General features: G+C 38.0%; 18 protein-coding genes and 2 tRNA genes. 11 read left to right on the plus strand and 9 right to left on the minus strand.

The genetic code is table 11. The features are described from left to right. Positions 1 to 179 precede the first annotated feature (179 nt). Positions 180 to 1,118, plus strand: coding sequence for a helix-turn-helix domain-containing protein (locus tag ACTJJF_RS03450; RefSeq protein ID WP_440698707.1), 939 nt, complete (start codon positions 180 to 182; stop codon positions 1,116 to 1,118). 91 nt (positions 1,119 to 1,209) lie between these two features. Then, positions 1,210 to 1,974 carry an SDR family NAD(P)-dependent oxidoreductase gene (locus ACTJJF_RS03455; protein WP_440698708.1) on the plus strand — a complete coding sequence of 255 codons (765 nt, stop codon included), beginning with the start codon at positions 1,210 to 1,212 and terminating at the stop codon, positions 1,972 to 1,974. Positions 1,975 to 2,049: 75 nt separating this feature from the next. Here the strand turns inward: ACTJJF_RS03455 and ACTJJF_RS03460 are convergent, their stop codons facing one another. The 3 genes from ACTJJF_RS03460 to ACTJJF_RS03470 all read right to left on the minus strand — a co-directional run bounded on the left by ACTJJF_RS03460 (position 2,050) and on the right by ACTJJF_RS03470 (position 3,975). Further along, a complete protein-coding gene (locus ACTJJF_RS03460; protein WP_312300617.1) occupies positions 2,050 to 2,241 on the minus strand; it encodes a bacteriocin in 192 nt (63 codons plus the stop codon). A 20-nt stretch (positions 2,242 to 2,261) separates the two neighbouring features. Next, positions 2,262 to 2,426: a bacteriocin gene (locus ACTJJF_RS03465; RefSeq protein WP_312300614.1), complete on the minus strand. Its 165-nt coding sequence runs from the start codon at positions 2,424 to 2,426 to the stop codon at positions 2,262 to 2,264. A 400-nt stretch (positions 2,427 to 2,826) separates the two neighbouring features. Beyond that, entirely contained in the window at positions 2,827 to 3,975 is a 1,149-nt protein-coding gene (locus tag ACTJJF_RS03470) for a methionine aminotransferase (protein WP_440698709.1), read from the minus strand. Positions 3,976 to 4,310: 335 nt separating this feature from the next. On the opposite strand from ACTJJF_RS03470, the gene ACTJJF_RS03475 reads away from it, so the two are divergent. From ACTJJF_RS03475 to ACTJJF_RS03505, 7 genes are all read left to right on the plus strand, one after another. After that, entirely contained in the window at positions 4,311 to 6,200 is a 1,890-nt protein-coding gene (locus ACTJJF_RS03475) for a DNA topoisomerase IV subunit B (RefSeq protein ID WP_440698710.1), read from the plus strand. Between the two features lie 97 nt (positions 6,201 to 6,297). Beyond that, positions 6,298 to 6,774, plus strand: coding sequence for a hypothetical protein (locus ACTJJF_RS03480; protein WP_312300604.1), 477 nt, complete (start codon positions 6,298 to 6,300; stop codon positions 6,772 to 6,774). A gap of 8 nt (positions 6,775 to 6,782) precedes the next feature. Further along, positions 6,783 to 9,368: a DNA gyrase/topoisomerase IV subunit A gene (locus ACTJJF_RS03485; RefSeq protein ID WP_440698711.1), complete on the plus strand. Its 2,586-nt coding sequence runs from the start codon at positions 6,783 to 6,785 to the stop codon at positions 9,366 to 9,368. A 12-nt stretch (positions 9,369 to 9,380) separates the two neighbouring features. After that, complete coding sequence (locus ACTJJF_RS03490; protein WP_065398178.1) at positions 9,381 to 10,022, plus strand: rhomboid family intramembrane serine protease; 642 nt, start codon at positions 9,381 to 9,383, stop codon at positions 10,020 to 10,022. A gap of 31 nt (positions 10,023 to 10,053) precedes the next feature. Then, entirely contained in the window at positions 10,054 to 11,142 is a 1,089-nt protein-coding gene (locus ACTJJF_RS03495) for a helix-turn-helix domain-containing protein (RefSeq protein WP_312300598.1), read from the plus strand. 158 nt (positions 11,143 to 11,300) lie between these two features. Beyond that, on the plus strand, positions 11,301 to 12,086 hold the full coding sequence (locus ACTJJF_RS03500) for an SDR family NAD(P)-dependent oxidoreductase (RefSeq protein WP_312300595.1): 786 nt from the start codon (positions 11,301 to 11,303) through the stop codon (positions 12,084 to 12,086). 60 nt (positions 12,087 to 12,146) lie between these two features. Further along, a complete protein-coding gene (locus tag ACTJJF_RS03505) occupies positions 12,147 to 13,121 on the plus strand; it encodes an NAD-dependent epimerase/dehydratase family protein (protein ID WP_440698712.1) in 975 nt (324 codons plus the stop codon). 138 nt (positions 13,122 to 13,259) lie between these two features. Here ACTJJF_RS03505 and ACTJJF_RS03510 read toward each other — a convergent pair whose 3' ends face one another. Genes ACTJJF_RS03510 through ACTJJF_RS03535 form a run of 6 tightly spaced genes read right to left on the minus strand, consistent with a single transcriptional unit; the run spans position 13,260 to position 18,436 of the window. After that, positions 13,260 to 13,619, minus strand: coding sequence for a DUF4180 domain-containing protein (locus ACTJJF_RS03510; RefSeq protein WP_440698713.1), 360 nt, complete (start codon positions 13,617 to 13,619; stop codon positions 13,260 to 13,262). A gap of 16 nt (positions 13,620 to 13,635) precedes the next feature. Further along, on the minus strand, positions 13,636 to 14,481 hold the full coding sequence (prmC, locus tag ACTJJF_RS03515) for a peptide chain release factor N(5)-glutamine methyltransferase (protein ID WP_440698714.1): 846 nt from the start codon (positions 14,479 to 14,481) through the stop codon (positions 13,636 to 13,638). A gap of 5 nt (positions 14,482 to 14,486) precedes the next feature. After that, positions 14,487 to 16,331: a hypothetical protein gene (locus tag ACTJJF_RS03520; protein ID WP_440698715.1), complete on the minus strand. Its 1,845-nt coding sequence runs from the start codon at positions 16,329 to 16,331 to the stop codon at positions 14,487 to 14,489. After that, positions 16,332 to 17,090 carry a peroxide stress protein YaaA gene (gene yaaA, locus ACTJJF_RS03525; RefSeq protein ID WP_440698716.1) on the minus strand — a complete coding sequence of 253 codons (759 nt, stop codon included), beginning with the start codon at positions 17,088 to 17,090 and terminating at the stop codon, positions 16,332 to 16,334. 4 nt (positions 17,091 to 17,094) lie between these two features. Next, positions 17,095 to 17,799, minus strand: a complete 705-nt coding sequence (locus tag ACTJJF_RS03530; protein WP_440698717.1) for a lysostaphin resistance A-like protein — start codon at positions 17,797 to 17,799, stop codon at positions 17,095 to 17,097. Positions 17,800 to 17,824: 25 nt separating this feature from the next. Then, positions 17,825 to 18,436 carry an L-threonylcarbamoyladenylate synthase gene (locus ACTJJF_RS03535; protein ID WP_312300574.1) on the minus strand — a complete coding sequence of 204 codons (612 nt, stop codon included), beginning with the start codon at positions 18,434 to 18,436 and terminating at the stop codon, positions 17,825 to 17,827. A gap of 101 nt (positions 18,437 to 18,537) precedes the next feature. On the opposite strand from ACTJJF_RS03535, the gene ACTJJF_RS03540 reads away from it, so the two are divergent. Both ACTJJF_RS03540 and ACTJJF_RS03545 read left to right on the plus strand, forming a co-directional pair. Then, a tRNA-Met gene (locus ACTJJF_RS03540) sits at positions 18,538 to 18,610 on the plus strand. Positions 18,611 to 18,648: 38 nt separating this feature from the next. After that, positions 18,649 to 18,721: transfer RNA gene (locus ACTJJF_RS03545), tRNA-Met, on the plus strand. Positions 18,722 to 18,725: the final 4 nt, after the last annotated feature.

The following is an 18,725-nucleotide window of genomic DNA, read 5'->3' on the forward strand; positions in this document are numbered from 1 at the left end:
TATTACGAATGTAATGAAAATAAATGAACGTATGTCACTTTTTGTAGAAAAAAATGGAATATTTTAATGAAACTTTAACGAATCCATACCTGAAAATACCTTAAGAGACGTTATCTTTAAAATATCAGGCTGGTGAATCTATAGAACTTTGTATATTTGAATTTTACAAATCATCTGCTATGGAAAAAATAGCACCTGCTTCACTGGAAGATTTCTACCGGGAAATGGCAGCCAAGCTGGGAAAAGACCTTGAAAGTATCTTCCCGAAAGGCCTTCATAAAGATATCGGACACTTCAACGTATTTGATATTGCCCAAACGATAGAGAAAGTGAAAGCTACATCCGAAATGCCTTATAACAGGAGAAAATATTATAAAATCAGTTTTATCAGGGGAAAAAACAGGGCTGAATATGCAGATAAAATAATTTCGATAAAGCAGAATGCCTTATTATTTGCGACTCCGAAAGTTCCGTATCACTGGATACCCGAAGATTCTGAACAGTCCGGGAGTTTCTGTGTATTTACAGAAGATTTCTTCATTAAAGACAAATCCTATTACCATCTGGAAGATCTGCCTATTTTCCAGCCGGGCGGGGTTCCTGTCTTTGAAATTGATGATGATCTTGCAGAAGAGATTGAAATCCTTTTTAAGAAAATAAAAAAAGAAATAGATTCAGATTACGTCTTTAAATATGACCTGATCAGAAACTATGTACTGGAACTGATTCATTATGGGCAGAAACTGCAGCCGGCAACCAGAATATCAGCATCCAATAATGCTTCAATGAGAGTGGTTTCCTTATTCATAGAGCTTTTGGAAAGGCAGTTTCCCATAGAGTCCTGGGAACAGAAGCTACAGCTCAGAACAGCCAAAGATTATGCAGAGCGGCTGGCAGTTCATGTGAATTACTTAAATAAAAAATTAAAAGAAAGCACCGGAAAAACAACTACAGAGCTTATCTCAGACCGCATCATCCAGGAAGCAAAAATACTCTTAAAACAGACGAAATGGAATGTTTCCGAAATATCCTATGCCTTGGGATTTGAAGAAATAGCCCACTTCTCCAACTTCTTTAAAAGAAAAACTTCCTTTACCCCTTTGGAATTCCGTTCATAAATTTGAATTTTGCAAATTTTAGATTGATTCAGGCAAATACTTCAGCGCCAAAATATCCCAACTTTGTATCATCAAAATAATCAAAATAAAAATGAACACAAAAACAAATATTGCCCTGGTAACAGGAGGGAACCGTGGATTGGGTAAAAATGCAGCCCTTAAAATTGCTCAGAAAGGATTAGACGTTATTATTACGTACAGAAGCAATAAAGAAGAAGCAGACGCTGTAGTGAGCGAAATCAAAGCAATGGGACAGAATGCGGTGGCTTTTCAGCTGGACACAAAAAATAGTAATAGCTTTGATGCCTTTGTAAAAGAAGTGACAGACCACATGCGGGAAAATACCGGCAGTCCTAATATTGATTTCCTTATCAACAACGCCGGAACAGCTTTATACTCACCCATTACCGAAGTCACAGAAGAACAGTTTGATGATATGGTAGACATCCATTTCAAAGGAGTCTTTTTCCTGACCCAGAAACTCCTGCCTTTCATCAATGACGGAGGAGGTATTGTAAATGTTTCTTCAGGCCTGGCAAGGTTCGCAACTCCGGGATCTTCAGTGTACGGATCTGTAAAAGCAGGAGTGGAAATGCTTACAAAATATATGGCTAAAGAATTGGGTACAAGAAAAATTAAAGCCAATGTGATTGCTCCCGGAGCGATAGAAACGGATTTCGGAGGCGGAAGAGTACGGGATAATGAAGAAATCAATGCAATGGTAGCGGGAGCTACAGCGTTGGGAAGAGTAGGATTGCCAGATGATATCGGTGGGGTAGTGGCATTCCTGTGTACAGAAGATGCAGGCTGGATCAATGGCCAGAGAATTGAAGTTTCCGGAGGAATGTTCCTGTAAGGGCTGATACCATCAATAAATCATTAAAATAAAAGAACCAACTTCTTTACAGGTTGGTTCTTTTTATTTATATCATTAAAGAGTAACGGTCCCAATAGGTTCCAGAGGCTCAATGGGTTCGATGGGCTCCAGCGGCTGGCATTGCTTCTCACGGCATTCATAGCCGTAGATTCTGCACTTTCCTGAAAAATCGGTACATGTTCTGATCATCGATCCTCCACTGATTGCTTTCAGTGCTTTCTTATTCAGTTTTTTTCCTTTATTCATAATATTGATTTTGGGATGAGCTATACAAGGATAGGGGGTACCTGGCATTCAGGTTCACCACAGTATTTTCCATACTCGGCACATTCTGTATATCCTGGAGGAATACATATTTTACGGCCTCCCTGGATGGTGTTCAATTGCTTTTTGTTCAGTTTTTTCCCTTGTGGTAAAATGTGATTTTTCATAATGGTATTGGTTTTTAAGTTTTTATATTATGGAAAAGGGGTTTTGCATTGAGGTTCCTCACAAAATCTGCCCCGGTCCATACATTCTCCAAATCCTGGATCATAGCATATCTTAAAACCGGACCCTTTCACTAAACTTAAGGCTGATCTGCCAAGCAGTTTGCCTTTTAAGAAAGATTTGTTTTTCATGGTTTTGATTTTTAATTAGTTAGTAAAACGAATATATGAAAAATATAACAATAAATCACTGGTTTAAGAAAAAAACACAATATTGATTTTGAGGTATCTGGATTTTAAGTACCGGATCATTATTTCTTTGAGGTAAAATTTAACCCTATATAAGCATAGTTTGATCAACAGGTAAGCTGCTGATCTGTAGTTTTCGGTAAAGTATTGAAGTTTAAACTTTCGAGAGGTTCTCAATTGCCTTCTCCAGGGTTTCCTGCTTTTTAGCAAAACACAGCCTGATCACATGTTCATTCAGTTTATTTTTATAAAATGAAGAGAAAGGAACACTGGCTACTTTGTGCTGAATGGTAAGTTCTCTGGCAAAATCAAAGTCATTCTGATCAGAAATCTTAGTGTATTTCACAGCCTGAAAATAAGTGCCTTCACAGTCCAGCAATTCAAAAGAAGTTCCGGAAAGCCCGTTTCTCAGGAAATCTCTTTTCTCCTGGAAAAATTGGTTCAGGTGGGTATAATGTTCGTCATTTTTCATATATTCTGCCAAAGCAAGCTGAATAGGAGTATTGACGCAGAAAACATTGAACTGATGCACCTTTCTGAATTCATCCGTTAAATTCTTCGGAGCTGCACAATAACCTACTTTCCAACCTGTAACGTGGAACAGTTTTCCGAAAGAAGCTACCAGCAGGCTTCTTTCTTTAAGTTCAGGATATTGGCAGATGCTTAAATGTTTTTTTCCGTCAAAAAGAATATTCTCATACACTTCATCACTTAGAATAAGGATGGAAGTTCCCTTAACAAGCTGAATGAGCTCCTTGATATCTTCCTCTTTCAGGATTCTTCCTGATGGGTTATTCGGATTATTAAGGATGATCATTTTGGTGTTTTTGGTGATAAGATTTTTAACTGCTTCCCAATCGATTGCATAATCCGGGGCTTTCATTTCAAAACGTTTGACAATTCCTCCGAAAAGCTCTACGGTAGGCTCATAACAATCATAAGCAGGTTCAAAAATGATGACTTCATCATCTTTTTTCACGAAAGCCGCAATTGCTGTAAATAAAGCCTGGGTGCCCCCTGCGGTTATGGTGATTTCAGTATCGGGATGATAAACCGCCTGATGACTGTTCTCAATTTTCCTTGCTATTTCTTCTTTTAAACCGATCATTCCTCCGAGTGGAGCATATTGATTGAATCCTTTTTTAATGAAATGATCCACATGGTTCAGTAGCTCTTCGTCAGGCATGAAATCTGGGAAACCCTGAGAAAGGTTGATCGCTTCATTCTCATTGGCAAGTTGGGTCATCTGGCTGAAAATAGTAGTTCCTACATTGGAAAGTTTAGATAAAGGAAGTTGTATCATGTGGAAAGTTTTTTGTGGTTCCAATTTAATGAATATTTAAAAAAAATAAGGTTGTTGATTAATAATTAGTTTGAAACTGATGTTGTAACGATATGGGATCAAAGTCTTAAATGCTTGATTGGCAAATTTTCAGAACTTAGAATGCCTTGGATTTTTTATAAGGTGTTTAAACAGAAGAATATTGTTTTTTCACGTTCAATGGAATAATTGTTTACATTATAGAATTTGTTTGATAATATTACCACATTGAGTGTGAAATGTTGAAAAAAACAGAGTGAAAAAATTCGGATAATTTTAGACAATTTCGTACTTTTGTATGTTTGCTGAAATCATATATGTCACAAGAAATAAATCCAACCTATTCAGAAGATAATATCAGAACCCTCGATTGGCAGGAACATATCCGTCTGCGTCCCGGCATGTACATCGGGAAGCTTGGTGACGGGTCTTCTGCTGATGACGGTATTTATATTCTGCTTAAAGAAATCCTGGATAACTCTATTGATGAGTTCAGGATGAGATCAGGTAAAAGAATCGAAATAAAACTTGACGATGGTAAAGTTACCATCCGGGATTTTGGACGTGGTATCCCGCTGGGAAAAGTGGTAGATGCCGTATCTAAAATGAATACCGGAGGTAAGTACGACAGTAAAGCGTTCAAAAAATCTGTGGGATTGAACGGGGTCGGTACCAAAGCAGTGAATGCACTTTCTGATTATTTCAGGGTGCGCTCTTTCCGTGACGGAAAGATGAAAGCTGCGGAATTCTCCCGTGGTCTTATCAAAGAAAATTTTGAAGAAAAAGATACTTCTGACAGAAACGGTACGGAAATCTCCTTCATTCCGGATGGGGAAATTTTCCTGCATTTCAAATACAGAAAGGAGTATATCGAGAGAATGCTCCGTAATTATGCTTACCTGAATCCGGGACTGAAAATTCTTTTCAACGGGGAAACCTATTTCTCTGAAAACGGTCTGAAAGATCTTTTGGAAGAAGAACTGGAAAGCGATATTCTGTATCCGATCATTCACCTGAAAGATGATGATATTGAAGTGGCCATTACCCATTCAGACAAGTCTCAGACAGAAACTTATTTTTCATTCGTAAACGGACAGAATACCACACAGGGAGGAACTCACCTGAATGCATTCCGTGAAGCGTATGTGAAAACAGTTCGTGAGTTTTTCAACAAAAGTTTTGATGCTTCCGATATCAGAAAATCGATTATTGCTGCTATTTCCATCAACGTTGAGGAACCTGTTTTCGAATCTCAGACCAAAACAAAACTGGGGTCTAATGATATGGGACCTAACGGACCTACGGTAAGAACTTTTATCATCGATTTCCTGAAAAGCAAACTTGACAATTTCCTGCACAAGAATCCGGAAATTGCAGAAGCCATCCAGAGAAAAATTTTAATTTCCGAAAGAGAAAGAAAAGAACTTTCAGGAATCCAGAAACTGGCAAGGGAAAGAGCCAAGAAGGTCTCTCTTCACAACAAAAAACTTCGTGACTGCCGTCAGCATTATAATGATCAGAAAGCAGAAAGAAAAGGGGATACCCAAATCTTCATTACCGAGGGAGATTCAGCATCCGGATCTATTACAAAATCCAGAGACGTGGAAACACAGGCTGTATTTTCACTGAAAGGTAAACCGCTGAACTGCTACGGGCTTACCAAGAAAGTAGTGTACGAAAATGAAGAATTCAACCTGCTTCAGGCTGCCTTAAATATTGAGGAAAGCTTGGAAGACCTGAGATACAACCAGGTGATCATTGCTACCGATGCCGATGTAGATGGGATGCACATTCGTCTGCTGATGATCACATTCTTCCTGCAGTTCTTCCCGGATCTGATCAAAAACGGGCACCTTTATATCCTGCAGACTCCATTATTCAGAGTCAGAAACAAAAAAGAAACAAGATACTGCTATTCAGAAGTTGAAAGAGTAAAAGCATTGAATGAGCTTGGGAAAAATCCTGAAATTACCCGATTCAAAGGGCTAGGGGAAATTTCTCCGGATGAATTCAAACACTTTATCGGTAAAGATATTCGTTTGGAGCCTGTAGTGGTAGGAAAAGACCAGACCATAGATCAGCTTCTGGAATTCTATATGGGGAAAAATACCCCGGACAGACAGACCTTTATTCTTGAAAACCTTGTGGTGGAAGATGATACCGATATCGATAAAAAACAAATACTGGATGAAGTAGAAACCGGTTAAAATACAGTAGTCGTGAAAATGACACAGATATAAAATTAAAAACACATTTTGGATGAAGTAAGAAAATTAAAAAAAACTTGCACCCCAAAAATCAAAAATGAGATTAAGTAACCGTAATAAAGCATCAGTATATAACTCTTTGAGCACTTTGCTTTTGATGATGGTAGTATTTGGAATATTGGTATTTATGGCCAATGAGTACAGATTCAATGCGCTAGGAAATGAAAGTTATTTATTGATTATTGTTCCTGTTTTTCTGCTGGTGATTTTTCACCTTAGCGGACGGCAGATATTCGAATATGACAGTGACGGAGAAGCTCTTAACTTTAAAAACAGGAATGTTATTCCTTTTTTAAGCAAGCCTCTTCATGACGAATTTCCGAAATATAAGCTGATAAAATATGATGTAATCAGTATGTTCTTTATCAAAAGACTATACATTACCGTTTCAAGTAAGAATAGTGGTTCTACCATGCTGAAGTATCAGATTTCTTATTTGACCAGAAAAGAAGTAAACGATTTAAAAATCTCTCTGAATAAAGTAGTAAAAACTAATAAAGAGAAAAACGATTAAAGAAACAGATGACGACAGAAGAATATTCGCATGAGGGAGAAAGCCTGAAGAAAGTTTCCGGTCTCTATAAAGACTGGTTTCTGGATTATGCTTCCTATGTAATTTTGGATAGGGCTATCCCTTCGGTGTATGACGGATTAAAGCCCGTTCAGCGAAGAATTATGCACTCTATGCGTGAACTGGAAGATGGCCGTTATAATAAGGTGGCCAATATCGTAGGAAATACGATGAAATATCACCCGCACGGGGATGCTTCCATTACAGATGCCATGGTGCAGATCGGGCAGAAAGAACTCCTGATAGATACCCAGGGAAACTGGGGAAATATCTACACCGGAGACTCTGCTGCTGCGGCAAGATATATTGAAGCAAGACTGACTCCGTTTGCCCTGGAAGTAGTTTTTAATCCAAAGACTACAGAATGGACAAAATCCTATGACGGAAGAAATAACGAGCCGATCGACTTACCTGTAAAATTTCCTTTGCTCCTTGCACAGGGAGTGGAAGGGATTGGGGTAGGACTTTCTACCAAAATAATGCCTCACAATTTCAATGAACTGATCAGTGCTTCCGTAGCGTATTTAAAAGGGAAAAAGTTTGAGCTGTTCCCGGATTTTCTGACAGCCGGTTATCTGGATGTCTCAGAATATAATGACGGGCACAGAGGCGGAAAGATAAGAGCAAGAGCCAAAATTACCCAGACCGATAAACATACGCTGGTGATTTCAGAGCTTCCGTATTCAAAAACGACCACGGACCTTATTGATTCGATCTTAAAGGCTAATGAAAAAGGAAAGATCAAGATCAAAAAGATTGAAGATAATACCTCAGATAAGGTTGAGATCCTGATCCACATCCATAATGATGTTTCTCCGGACAAGACCATTGATGCATTGTACGCATTCACAGACTGTCAGGTGACAATTTCCCCGAACGCCTGTGTGATCGTGGGAGACAAGCCGATGTTTATGAATGTTTCCGATATTCTGAAAATGAATACGGATCACACAGTTTCATTGCTGAAAAAAGAACTTGAAATTGAGCTTCATGAGCTTCAGGAAAGCTGGCATTTTTCTTCATTGGAAAGAATCTTCATCGAAAACAGAATCTATCATGACATTGAAGAGGTAAAAACCTGGGAAGATGTACTGAAAACCATTGATGCAGGACTGAAACCTCATACGGGCCACCTTTTAAGAGCAGTAACGGAAGAAGATATCCTGAAACTGACAGAGATCAGAATCAAAAGAATCTCAAGATTCGATTTAGATAAATTTAAAGAAAATATTGCTGCTCTGGAAGGCAAAATAGAACAGGTGAAATACAACCTGGCCAACCTGATTGCTTATGCTATCGATTATTATCTGAATATCCAGAAGAAATACGGCAAAGACAGACAGCGAAGAACAGAGCTTAGAATATTTGATACCATTGATGCGACAAAAGTAGCCGTAGCGAATGAAAAATTCTATGCCAATTTTGAAGAAGGTTTCATCGGAACTTCACTGAAAAAAGACCAGTATTTGTTTGACTGTTCTGATATTGATGATATCATTACATTCAGAAAAGACGGAAGCATGAAGGTGGTAAAAGTGGAGGCTAAAACATTTATCGGGAAAGATATTCTTCACGTTGCCGTATGGAAGAAAAATGATAAAAGAACCGTTTATAATATGATCTACCGCGAGGGTAGAGAAGGACCTTTTTATATGAAACGTTTCTCTGTAACAGGAGTAACAAGAAATACAGACTATCCGCTGGCTTCAGACAAAAAAGGCTCGGAAACATTATATTTTTCAGCAAATCCTAACGGAGAGGCAGAAACAGTGACGGTACTTTTAAAACCGAATCCGAGAATCCGTAAAAACAAAATGGAAGTGAATTTCTCTGAACTTGCGATCAAAGGAAGAGACTCCAAAGGAAACCTGGTGACCAAATATGCTGTAAAAAAAGTAGATCTGAAAGAAGAAGGTGTTTCTACACTGGCTCCGAGAAAGATCTGGTTTGATGATACGGTGAGAAGGCTGAATGCAGATGCAAGAGGTACCCTTCTGGGAAGCTTCAAAGGGGATGACAGAATACTGACCATTAATACCAATGGTGAAGTAAAACTGGTATCTTTTGATCTTGGAAACCGTTTTGATGATGAATACCTGGTATTGGAAAAATGGAAACCAGCACAACCTATTACCTGTATCTATTATGACGGGGAGAAGGACATTTACTTTATCAAGAGATTCCTGCTGGAAAATACCACGAATGTACAGACTTTTATGCCGTCTGAACATCCGAAATCATTCATTGAAAACGTAATCGTTGCCAATGATGCTACAGCAGAAATCATCTTTGCAAAAGATAAAGGCAAAGAACGTGAACCTGAAACCATCAATATCGATGAGTTCATTGCGGTAAAAGGAATCAAGGCGATCGGAAACCAGTTTACAAAATTCAAGGTAAAAGCGATAAACATTACCGTTCCCGAACCTGTGGAAGAAGAACCTGAGGTATATGAAGATCCTGAACCAACCGGTGACGGGGATGAAGACGGAGGAATCATCGGAGATCTGTTCCAGGGGGACGAATCAGAAAATTAAGAATAAAAAATTATGAGTATACCCGTTTTAGTCATTATTGCCGCAACCTGTATCTTCAGTTACAGGGGCTTCAATGACATGGCTTTATTTGAAAAATATAAATTCAATGTAGGGGCTATTGAAAACAGAAAAGAGTATATAAGACTGATCAGTTCAGGATTTCTGCATGCCGATTTTATGCACTTGTTCTTCAATATGCTTTCCTTATATTTCTTTCAGGCTGCCGTAACGGTCTTTTTTGGTAATATAGGTTTTCTGATCATTTACTTTGGTTCTATGATCCTTGGAAATCTTTTCAGCCTGATGATCTATAAAAAGCAGCCGTGGTATTCGGCCATCGGAGCGTCAGGAGCTGTGTCGGGAATCATATTTGCTTCCATAGCCATGGCACCCAATGAGATCAGTGTCAATTTTCTGCCGGGATGGCTTTTCGGAACTTTGTATTTCGGATATTCTGTTTATATGATGCTGAATCCGAAGCAATGGGACAATCTGGGGCATGCAGCACACCTGGGAGGTGCCTTTTTCGGGCTTGTTTACTCTATTGCACTGCATCCGCAACAGGCGATGAGCAATATCCTGTTTTTAGGAGCCATGTCACTTCCGTTGATTTACCTGGCGTATCAGATATTTGTCAGGAAGAAAATAAGATAAAAGTTAATTTTTAATTATAATATCAAAACCAATGAACACATCAGAATTCAACAGTTTCATCGTGATACTTATCTATGGTTCATTGGTTTTGCTGTCTTTACTGAAGCTGGCCAACCCTTTAAAGGTAAACAGGAAAGCCAATTTCTGGTTCGGGATATTCCTCTTCCTGTGGTCTACTTTCTGGATGGATGAGATTTTGCTTTTAGTTACAGGCTCACCCATAGAGTTTCATTCCTTACTTCCGATCCGGTTTATACAATTCCTTACGCCGCTTTTCTTTTACTTCAGTGTATTGTTTTACACCAATCCTTCTTTCAGATTCAAAATAACAGACCTTAAATTTCTGTTGTTTCCTGCTGCATTTCTGATCTGCCTGATATGTATTGCTCTAGGCATCGGGACTGTTTTTGGATCTTTGAGTATTATTCTGATCCTGATTCAGGCATTGTTTTATACAGGTCTGTCTTATATTACCATCAGAAAGCACCAGAAGAAGATTCAGCAGTTTTCTTCCAATACAGAAGGTATTGACCTGAACTGGCTGGAATATATTATCCTGATCCTTCTCACCGTGAATATCATCTATGTGATCTATAATCTGTTTTATGATCCGAAATCTTTGAACTTTTTTATCAATACGGTTTTTTTGCTGGTTATCTATTGTGTAGGATATTATTCACTGAAGCAGAAAGAAATCTATCCTCTGGAAGAAAAGCAAAGGGAAGAGCTGATCTCCATCAATGAAGATTCCGATCCGGAAGAAGTGAAAAAAAAGCTTATTTCAGATGAAGAACTGACCAAAATTAAAACAGCACTGGAAAATCTTATGGAAATCCGGAAACCTTACCTTGACAGCGAGCTGAACCTGATCAGGCTGGCCGAAATGTTATCCGTATCTACCCATCATCTGTCATATGTAATCAATACCGGTTTTGAAAAGAACTTTTTTCAATACGTTAATGAGTTCAGAGTTGAACAGGCCAAGAAACTGCTGAAAGAAACCAACAGTAAATTGTCCATTTTAGGAATTGCCTATGAATCCGGATTCAATTCCAAGACCTCTTTCAATACAACCTTTAAAAAACTGACCGGGCAGACTCCTTCCGAGTTCAGGAAATAGGTTCAACTTTATAAAGTTTTACTTTTTCATATTATAATTAGTTGATTTACAATGATATAATTTATTTTTGTTTTTAAATTGAAAATCAGTTCGTTCAGATAATCCGGAACATTAAAACCTCTTTTCCTCAATAGCTTTGTATCGTAAAATTTAAATTTATGGATACCAAAGAATCATACGCTGTGGTCACGGGAGCAAGCCAGGGTTTGGGAAAAGCATTTGCAGAAAACCTGGCGAAGAAAAATATCAATGTGATCCTGGTAAGCCTTCCGGATCAGAACCTGAAAGAACTTTCCCGGGAACTTGAAGACCATTACCATATAAAAACTCATTACTATGAAGTAGATCTTTCTGTGAAAGAAAATGTGATGAAACTTACGGAATGGCTTAATAAGTCTTTTGAAATTCATATCCTGATCAATAACGCAGGATTGGGAGGAACCAAGAAATTTACAGAAGCAACTTCGGATTACATCAATAGCATCTTACAGGTGAATGTGACGGCTACATCACTTATTACTCATCAGCTTTTACCCAACCTTTTAAGACAGCCCAAAGCTTTTATTTTAAATGTTTCGAGTATGGCAGCTTTTTCCCCGATAGGCTTTAAAACAGTATATCCTGCTTCCAAAACATTTATTCATTCTTTTTCCAGAGGTCTGCACGAAGAGTTGAAAGATACCAATGTTTTTGTAAGCGTTGTGAATCCCGGAGCTATGAAAACCAATACCGATGTCTGCAAAAGAATTGAAAAACAGGGATTCTGGGGAAGACTGACCCTTTTAAATCCTGATAAAGTGGCATCATACAGCATTCATCAGCTGTTCAAAAAAGATTCTGTCATCATGGTAAACCCGATAAGCTGGCTGGTAATGAAGATCTTACCGATATGGATCAAGCTTCCGTTGATGACGCAGGCCATTAAAAGAGAAATAGAGGCATAAAACGGTATTGTTGAGAAGGATGGTTGTATATTGCTTTGGGTAAAATTGGATACTGAATTTATGAAAAAAGTGTGTGTAACCGGTGCTACCGGACTTTTAGGAACTAATGTTATCATAAAATTATTACAAGATGGTTATTCTGTTATTGCTCTGGTGCGCAAGAAAAGCGGCTGGATGGGCGAAGAAAGCGAGAATCTGAAACTGGTTGAAACTGATTTTTCATCCGATCTTTCATCATTTCTCAGAGAGGTTGATTATTTCATTCATATTGCTGCGGAAACCCGTCAGGATCTGCTCAGTCATGAAGCGTATAAAAAGGTCAACTATGACCTGACAATGTACCTGTTTAAGCAGGCAGAGGCTGCAGGCATCAGGAAGTTTCTGTTTGTAAGCACAGCGAATACATTAGGCTACGGGAATACGGCTTTCTGGGGAACTGAAGACGCCCCACAGCTTTACCCTTTTACCCACTCGTTCTATGCCCAAACTAAACTGGAGGCCGAAGATGATCTTCTGGAACGGTATAAAAATATGGAGATTGTTATTTTGAATCCCACTTTTATGATCGGAGCTTATGATCATAAGCCCAGTTCAGGGAAGATTATTTTCTGGGCCTGGAAAAAGAAGTTTGTTTTCTATCCGAAAGGTGGCAAAAACTTTGTTCATGCAGAAGATGCTGCCCAGGGAGTTGTAAATGCGATCTTACATGGAAAAACCGGAGAAAAATATCTTCTGGCAAATGAAAACTTAACGTATAAAGAGTTTTTTAAAAAGATAAACAAAATTACAGGTCAGGCTCCGGTAATGATCCCGATTCCGGATAGAGTGCTGAGCTTTTTGGGATTGTTGGGTGATGGACTGAGAAAACTGAAGATCAGAACCAACCTTAGTACATCAAATATGAAAGCACTTCAGATCAATAATTATTATTCTAACCGGAAGTCTGCAGAACAACTGGAAGTTCAATATCAGCCTGTTGATAAGGCCATAGAAGATGCTATTGAATATTTTAATCAAAAAAATACTAATCCTTAAAATTAAAGCAAATGAAAGTAAAGGTTCTTCAGGAGTGATGAGGAGCTGAAATGTTCAGAGCTGAGTTTTCAATAAAAATCTGTTGTTTCCTTGTCATTTCCGGAATCTTGATGTATTGCCATTGTTTTTTATCTACTTTCAGTGTTTGAAATTCTCCAAAGCTTCTTCTAAAGTTCCCATAAAATTCACATGTTTTGTTTTATTACTTTCGAAAATAAAATCCTTCATACTCTTGCTTTCATATTTGCTGAAGTCGCCAATGATAGCCAGCGCTATACGGTAGTTTGAAAATTTCTGAAGAATTTCCCCGGCAATTCCGGTTTTCAGATCAAAGAATTCAGGGGTGATATTTTTTTCATGAAGGATAACTTTGTCGAATCTCTGGTAATAGACATTTCCCATAAGGTCCAGCCCGTCCTGTGCAGATTTAATAATGATTTCACCGGAAACGATTTCCGCTATTTTTATAGAATTGACCTCGTGTGATTTGATTTCCATGGTGTTTAGTGATTATTTATTTTTTTCCGTAGATAAACCTGTCATTTTCAGATAAGTCTTTCAGTAATTGAGCATCAGAGAAATCCTGATAAAGTTCCAGGGTTTCCGGGCCTAATTTCTGGTTGATTTCTAAAAAGAGAAGTCCACCGTTATTCAGATGTTTACGGGAATCTTCTGCAATTTTTCTGTAAAAGATCAGGGCATCGGCAGTAGGGGAGAAAAGGGCCATTTTAGGTTCAAATTCTTTCACAGAGTTCGCAATTTCAATTTCTTCTTCAATTCCTATATAAGGCGGGTTTGAAATAATGATGTCATATTTTTGCTGAAGTTCTAAATGAAGATAATCAGCATGGATGAAATTGACCGGCAGCTGATGATAATCTGCATTTTTTTTCGCAGTTTTCAGCGCTTTTTCAGAAAAATCAATGGATGAAACCTCCGCTTCCGGAAAATATTTTTTCAGAACCAATGGAATGACTCCGCTTCCGGTTCCGATATCAAGAATTTTTACAAATTGAGTGCTCTGTATTTTTTTAATCTCACGGATGGCTATTTCAAGCAATTCTTCCGTTTCCGGGCGGGGAATCAGTACATTTTCATCCACGAAGAACTTCATTCCGTAAAATTCTGTTTCGCCCAGAATCTGTAAATATGGTCTTCCGGTTTTTAATTCTGAAACGATCTGGGAAAATTTCTCCTCATTCTCTGAAGAAATTTCCTGATCTCCCAGCTGGCGTTGCTGAATGGTGTTTAATTTCAGGATATTTTCTGCAAAAATCTGAAAAATAAACGCATTTTCTGATGCTGTATAAAGGTCTGAAAGCTGAGTTGAAAAATTTGCTTTAAGTTCTGATATTGTCATTGTATTTAATAAAACATTTCTGTTTTCTTACTTTTTAATTCAATTTTATTTTCGCCGATCTGAAATTCATCCATTAAAGGAGAAGGTGTTTTTTGATTGATTTTTTCCTTCCAGCTTTTCGTTTTTACCGTATTTTTTTTATTGCAGTCTTCAGATGAATAGTCAAATACAGCATCTCCGGTAGACAGATTATAATCCAATGACTGGTAATAATCACATGGCGCTCCAACATTTACGGAAGCCCCAATCAGGTACCAATTGTTCTTCTGGAATCTGTATTTATGGCTGTAATGCCACTTTTGCCGGCTTCCTCCGAAATGATTAACGATAATGGTCTTGTTTTTAATACTCATGCCTTCATAAGGGTTACCCATCATTCCGCCATGTTGGGTAGACATAACAGGATTGGTTGACTGGTGCCATAAGATCCAGTTTTCACCCTCCTTTTTATAAACAGCCAGACTCTGAGCAAATCCCAAATCACCTTCCATAGGGGTTTCGTAGACACAAACCGCTTCATCTTCAGGACTGTTGTCCAGATTACCAAACTGTTTGTCTTTTAAAGTCCAGAACTTTGGTGTAAACTCTTCAATACTTTTTGCCTTCTTCAATGTGATTTCAGTATCGAAATTTCCACTTTTTACCGCATCCTGAAAGGCATCTATTGTATTCTGCTTTTCTCCGGACACCTTTGGAATGTCTGTTCTGATATTCTCCGCCTCCTTAGGAAATTCAGGCAGCGTAAAGCTTCTTGGCTTGGAATCAGGGGTGTAATATTTTATTTCACGATATGCGTAATCAATAAGCTTCTTTTTGCTGTCTGCACCTTCATCGGGATCTTGTCTGTAATGTTTTTTTGAGATCCAGTTTCCCTGTTGATCATACGTGTATTCATAAGTTTCAGCAGATAAAGGATGACCTGTATATTCTATGCTTTGCTCAAAAATGAGGTTGTTGTGATCATCATACTTACGGAGGGTTTTGGTAGACTTTTCTGTTCCAAGCATATGATATTGCTGTTCGGTACGCTCCCGGTAATCTTCAGAATAAGAGTACTCCGTTTTATTTTCCAGTGAATTATGATTGGCCAGCCAGATTTCTGAAAGCAGATAACCGTTTTTATCATAGCTGAAGGTCACATCCCGGTTTTTAATGACATAATCTTTACTGTCAATAGGTTTATACGTCCCATGTATCCATTGATAGCGATGAACTTTAGTCTGGTACAGCGGTGTTTTTTTAGTGAGAAAAGGAAATTCAAAAATATATTCTTCTTCAGGATTTGCTAACGAATCATAACTGTAGTCAATGATTTTAACCGTAGTTTTTTTGCCTTCTGAAGAATGGCTGTATTTTGTATATCCATCATAAATAAAAGCTTTCCTGTCATCTATCTTATAATCAATTTCTTCCTGAAGAATACTCTCTTTATCATAAAATAACCAGTTGTAGCTGTATATATTTTTCTCAGCTGCTTCTCTCAGAATAGGAAGTTTATTTCTGTAATGAAACTTTTCTGTCACCGGATCTGTGTTGCCTTTATAGTACTGTTTATACAGTTTTCTGCCGTCCGGAAGGTATTCCGTATAGGATTCCCGGGTATAGTAAAGCCCGTCACGATTTACAGGATTACGGCTCTTTTGTTCTGCTTTTTTAAACTCTGTAACAGAAAAAATGTTTTTAGATTCAAAGTTTATTGAATCTTCATAGGAGCTGTTAAAGGTATGATTGTCCAGAAATCCATTGATGGATATTTCTTTTTTCTGAGCATAGCTGATGATAAAACTCATCGAAAAAACAAGTTTTAATGCTTTGGGAAATACAATATTTCGGATTTCTGGAGTATTCATTTATCTGGTGAAAACAAGTTTTGAGTCCGTTGATTTTTCTTCATCAATTCTGTAACCTTCATAGTTGAATGCTTTTACATCATCCACGGTTTTAGCATTGGTTTCTGCGCAGAATCTTACGACAAGGCCTCTTGCATGCTTGGTATAGACTACGATCGTTTTCAGTTTGCCTTCTTTCAGCTCATAGAAATCAAAATCAATCACTTTATGGTTCAGTTTTTTCCGGTCAATTACTTTTCCGTACTCATTGCTCGCAAGGTGAAGAAGTATTTCTCCTTTTTTCATCTCTGAATTCAGCTGATCCGTAATCTTTTCTCTCCAGAATTCGTAAAGGTTTTTATATTGATCAAACTCAAAATGACGTCCCATTTCAAGTCTGTAAAGCATTACCTTGTCAGAAGGCTTCAGCAATCCGTACAATCCGGAAAGCATTCTGTAGTTTTTCTGCAGATAATCTACAGCATCTTTATCAAGCGTTTTTGCATCCAGACCTCTGTACACTTCACCTGCAAATGCATACAGGGCTGGTGCAGACTCTTTGGCCGTAGGTTTTGATTTCCATCTTTGATTTCTTTCCCAGTTTTCATCAGCCAGTTTGGGTGATATTTCCATCAGTTCGGAAAGATACTTCGGAGATTTTTCTTTTAAATAAGATTGTATAAATGCGGCGTCTTCAATGAATTTCGGAGTGGTAGATCTCAACAGATTTGTTGTATTTTCTACGTTCATTAATTTCGCAGGAGATGTTATAATTTTCATAATGTTAAAATACGGATAAATGTTTAATTCCGATAAAATTCATGGCCATCAGAGAGATAAAATCAATCATAAAATGGCAGATAATCAGAATTCTGATATTTGAATAAAGTTTATAAAATACGGCAAAAACGGTCCCGATAAAGAAAGGTATGACTACCTGGCCTACTGTTCCGTAAGTACTGTGAAGAATCCCGAATAACACTGCCGAGACAATGATTCCTAAAACCGGACTGTTGTATATTTTTTCAATCCTCGGTTGTATATAGCCCCGCATCAGAAGTTCTTCCACAACACCTGCTGTAAAACATGTAAAAATAATTAAAAAATAGTCATTTTTAAAAAGCGATGTGAGCTGAACAAGTTTATGGCTCGTCTGTTCATGTATTAAAAACTGCAGCAGGATATTCAGAAAAGTACCTCCAACTACACAGATAAGGTATAAACTGATAACCGATTTGATATAAAACACTATTGAATATTGTTTTTCCCTCTTTGCTAAAAAAGGCTGTTTTTCAAGGAATAGGTTGTACAGAAATACGGCAGCCAAAACCATCCAGATAGCTACTCTGCTAAGCAGAAAACTGTTGGGAGTAATACCTTTTATACCTGTAACAGTACTGACAACAGAGAAACCATAAAGCATCACTGCTGCCAAAAGTGTAAACGTAAGTAAAATGCCTACAGAATATTTCCCGTTAAGCCCCATCATTTAATCGTCAACTTTGAATGATGATTTAGATAATTCCTTTTCCCTGGCGGATCACCTCCGGTTCTCCCGAAGTAAGATCCACAATAGTAGAAGCTACATTATCACCATATCCCGAATCAATGACAATGTCTACCAGATGATCATATTTTTCTGCAATCAGCTCAGGGTCTGTAGAATATTCAATGATTTCATCATCATCCCTGATGGATGTAGAAGCGATAGGGTGGCCCAGTTTTTCAACGATAAGCTGTGGGATAGGGTGATCCGGAACACGGATACCAATTGTTTTATGACCTTTATATGCCAGCGGTAAGCTTTTATTGGCTTCAAGGATAAAAGTAAACGGACCCGGAAGGTGGCTTTTCAGAAATCTGAAAACTGAAGTTTCAATAGGTCTTGTAAAGTCAGAAAGATGACTCAGATCGTTACAGATGATTGAGAATTTGGACTTTTCAAGCTTCATTTTTTTCAGCTGGGCCAGTTTTTCCATGGCTTTTATATCAAAAATATTACAGCCCAGGGCATAGATCGTATCTGAAGGATAGATAATCAGCCCGCCATTATTTAATGTTTTAATGACTTCATTCACAAGATTTTCCTGTGGGTTGTCCGGATAAATTTTTAATATTTTTGCCATAAAACAAAGATACAAATAATAAAATAGTTTTCATAAAAGTCCCTTATTTAAAAGAAAAATTAGGATTTGTAAAAAATATTCGTACCTTTGCAATCCAATATCGCGGGATGGAGCAGTAGGTAGCTCGTCGGGCTCATAACCCGAAGGTCATCGGTTCGAGTCCGGTTCCCGCTACTAAGCAAGTGCTGTCGGTAAGCACTCTAAAAATACACCGCGGGATGGAGCAGTAGGTAGCTCGTCGGGCTCATAACCCGAAGGTCATCGGTTCGAGTCCGGTTCCCGCTACTAA

Origin of the sequence: Chryseobacterium sp. 22458 (assembly GCF_052044975.1) — a bacterium.
Taxonomy (GTDB): domain Bacteria; phylum Bacteroidota; class Bacteroidia; order Flavobacteriales; family Weeksellaceae; genus Chryseobacterium.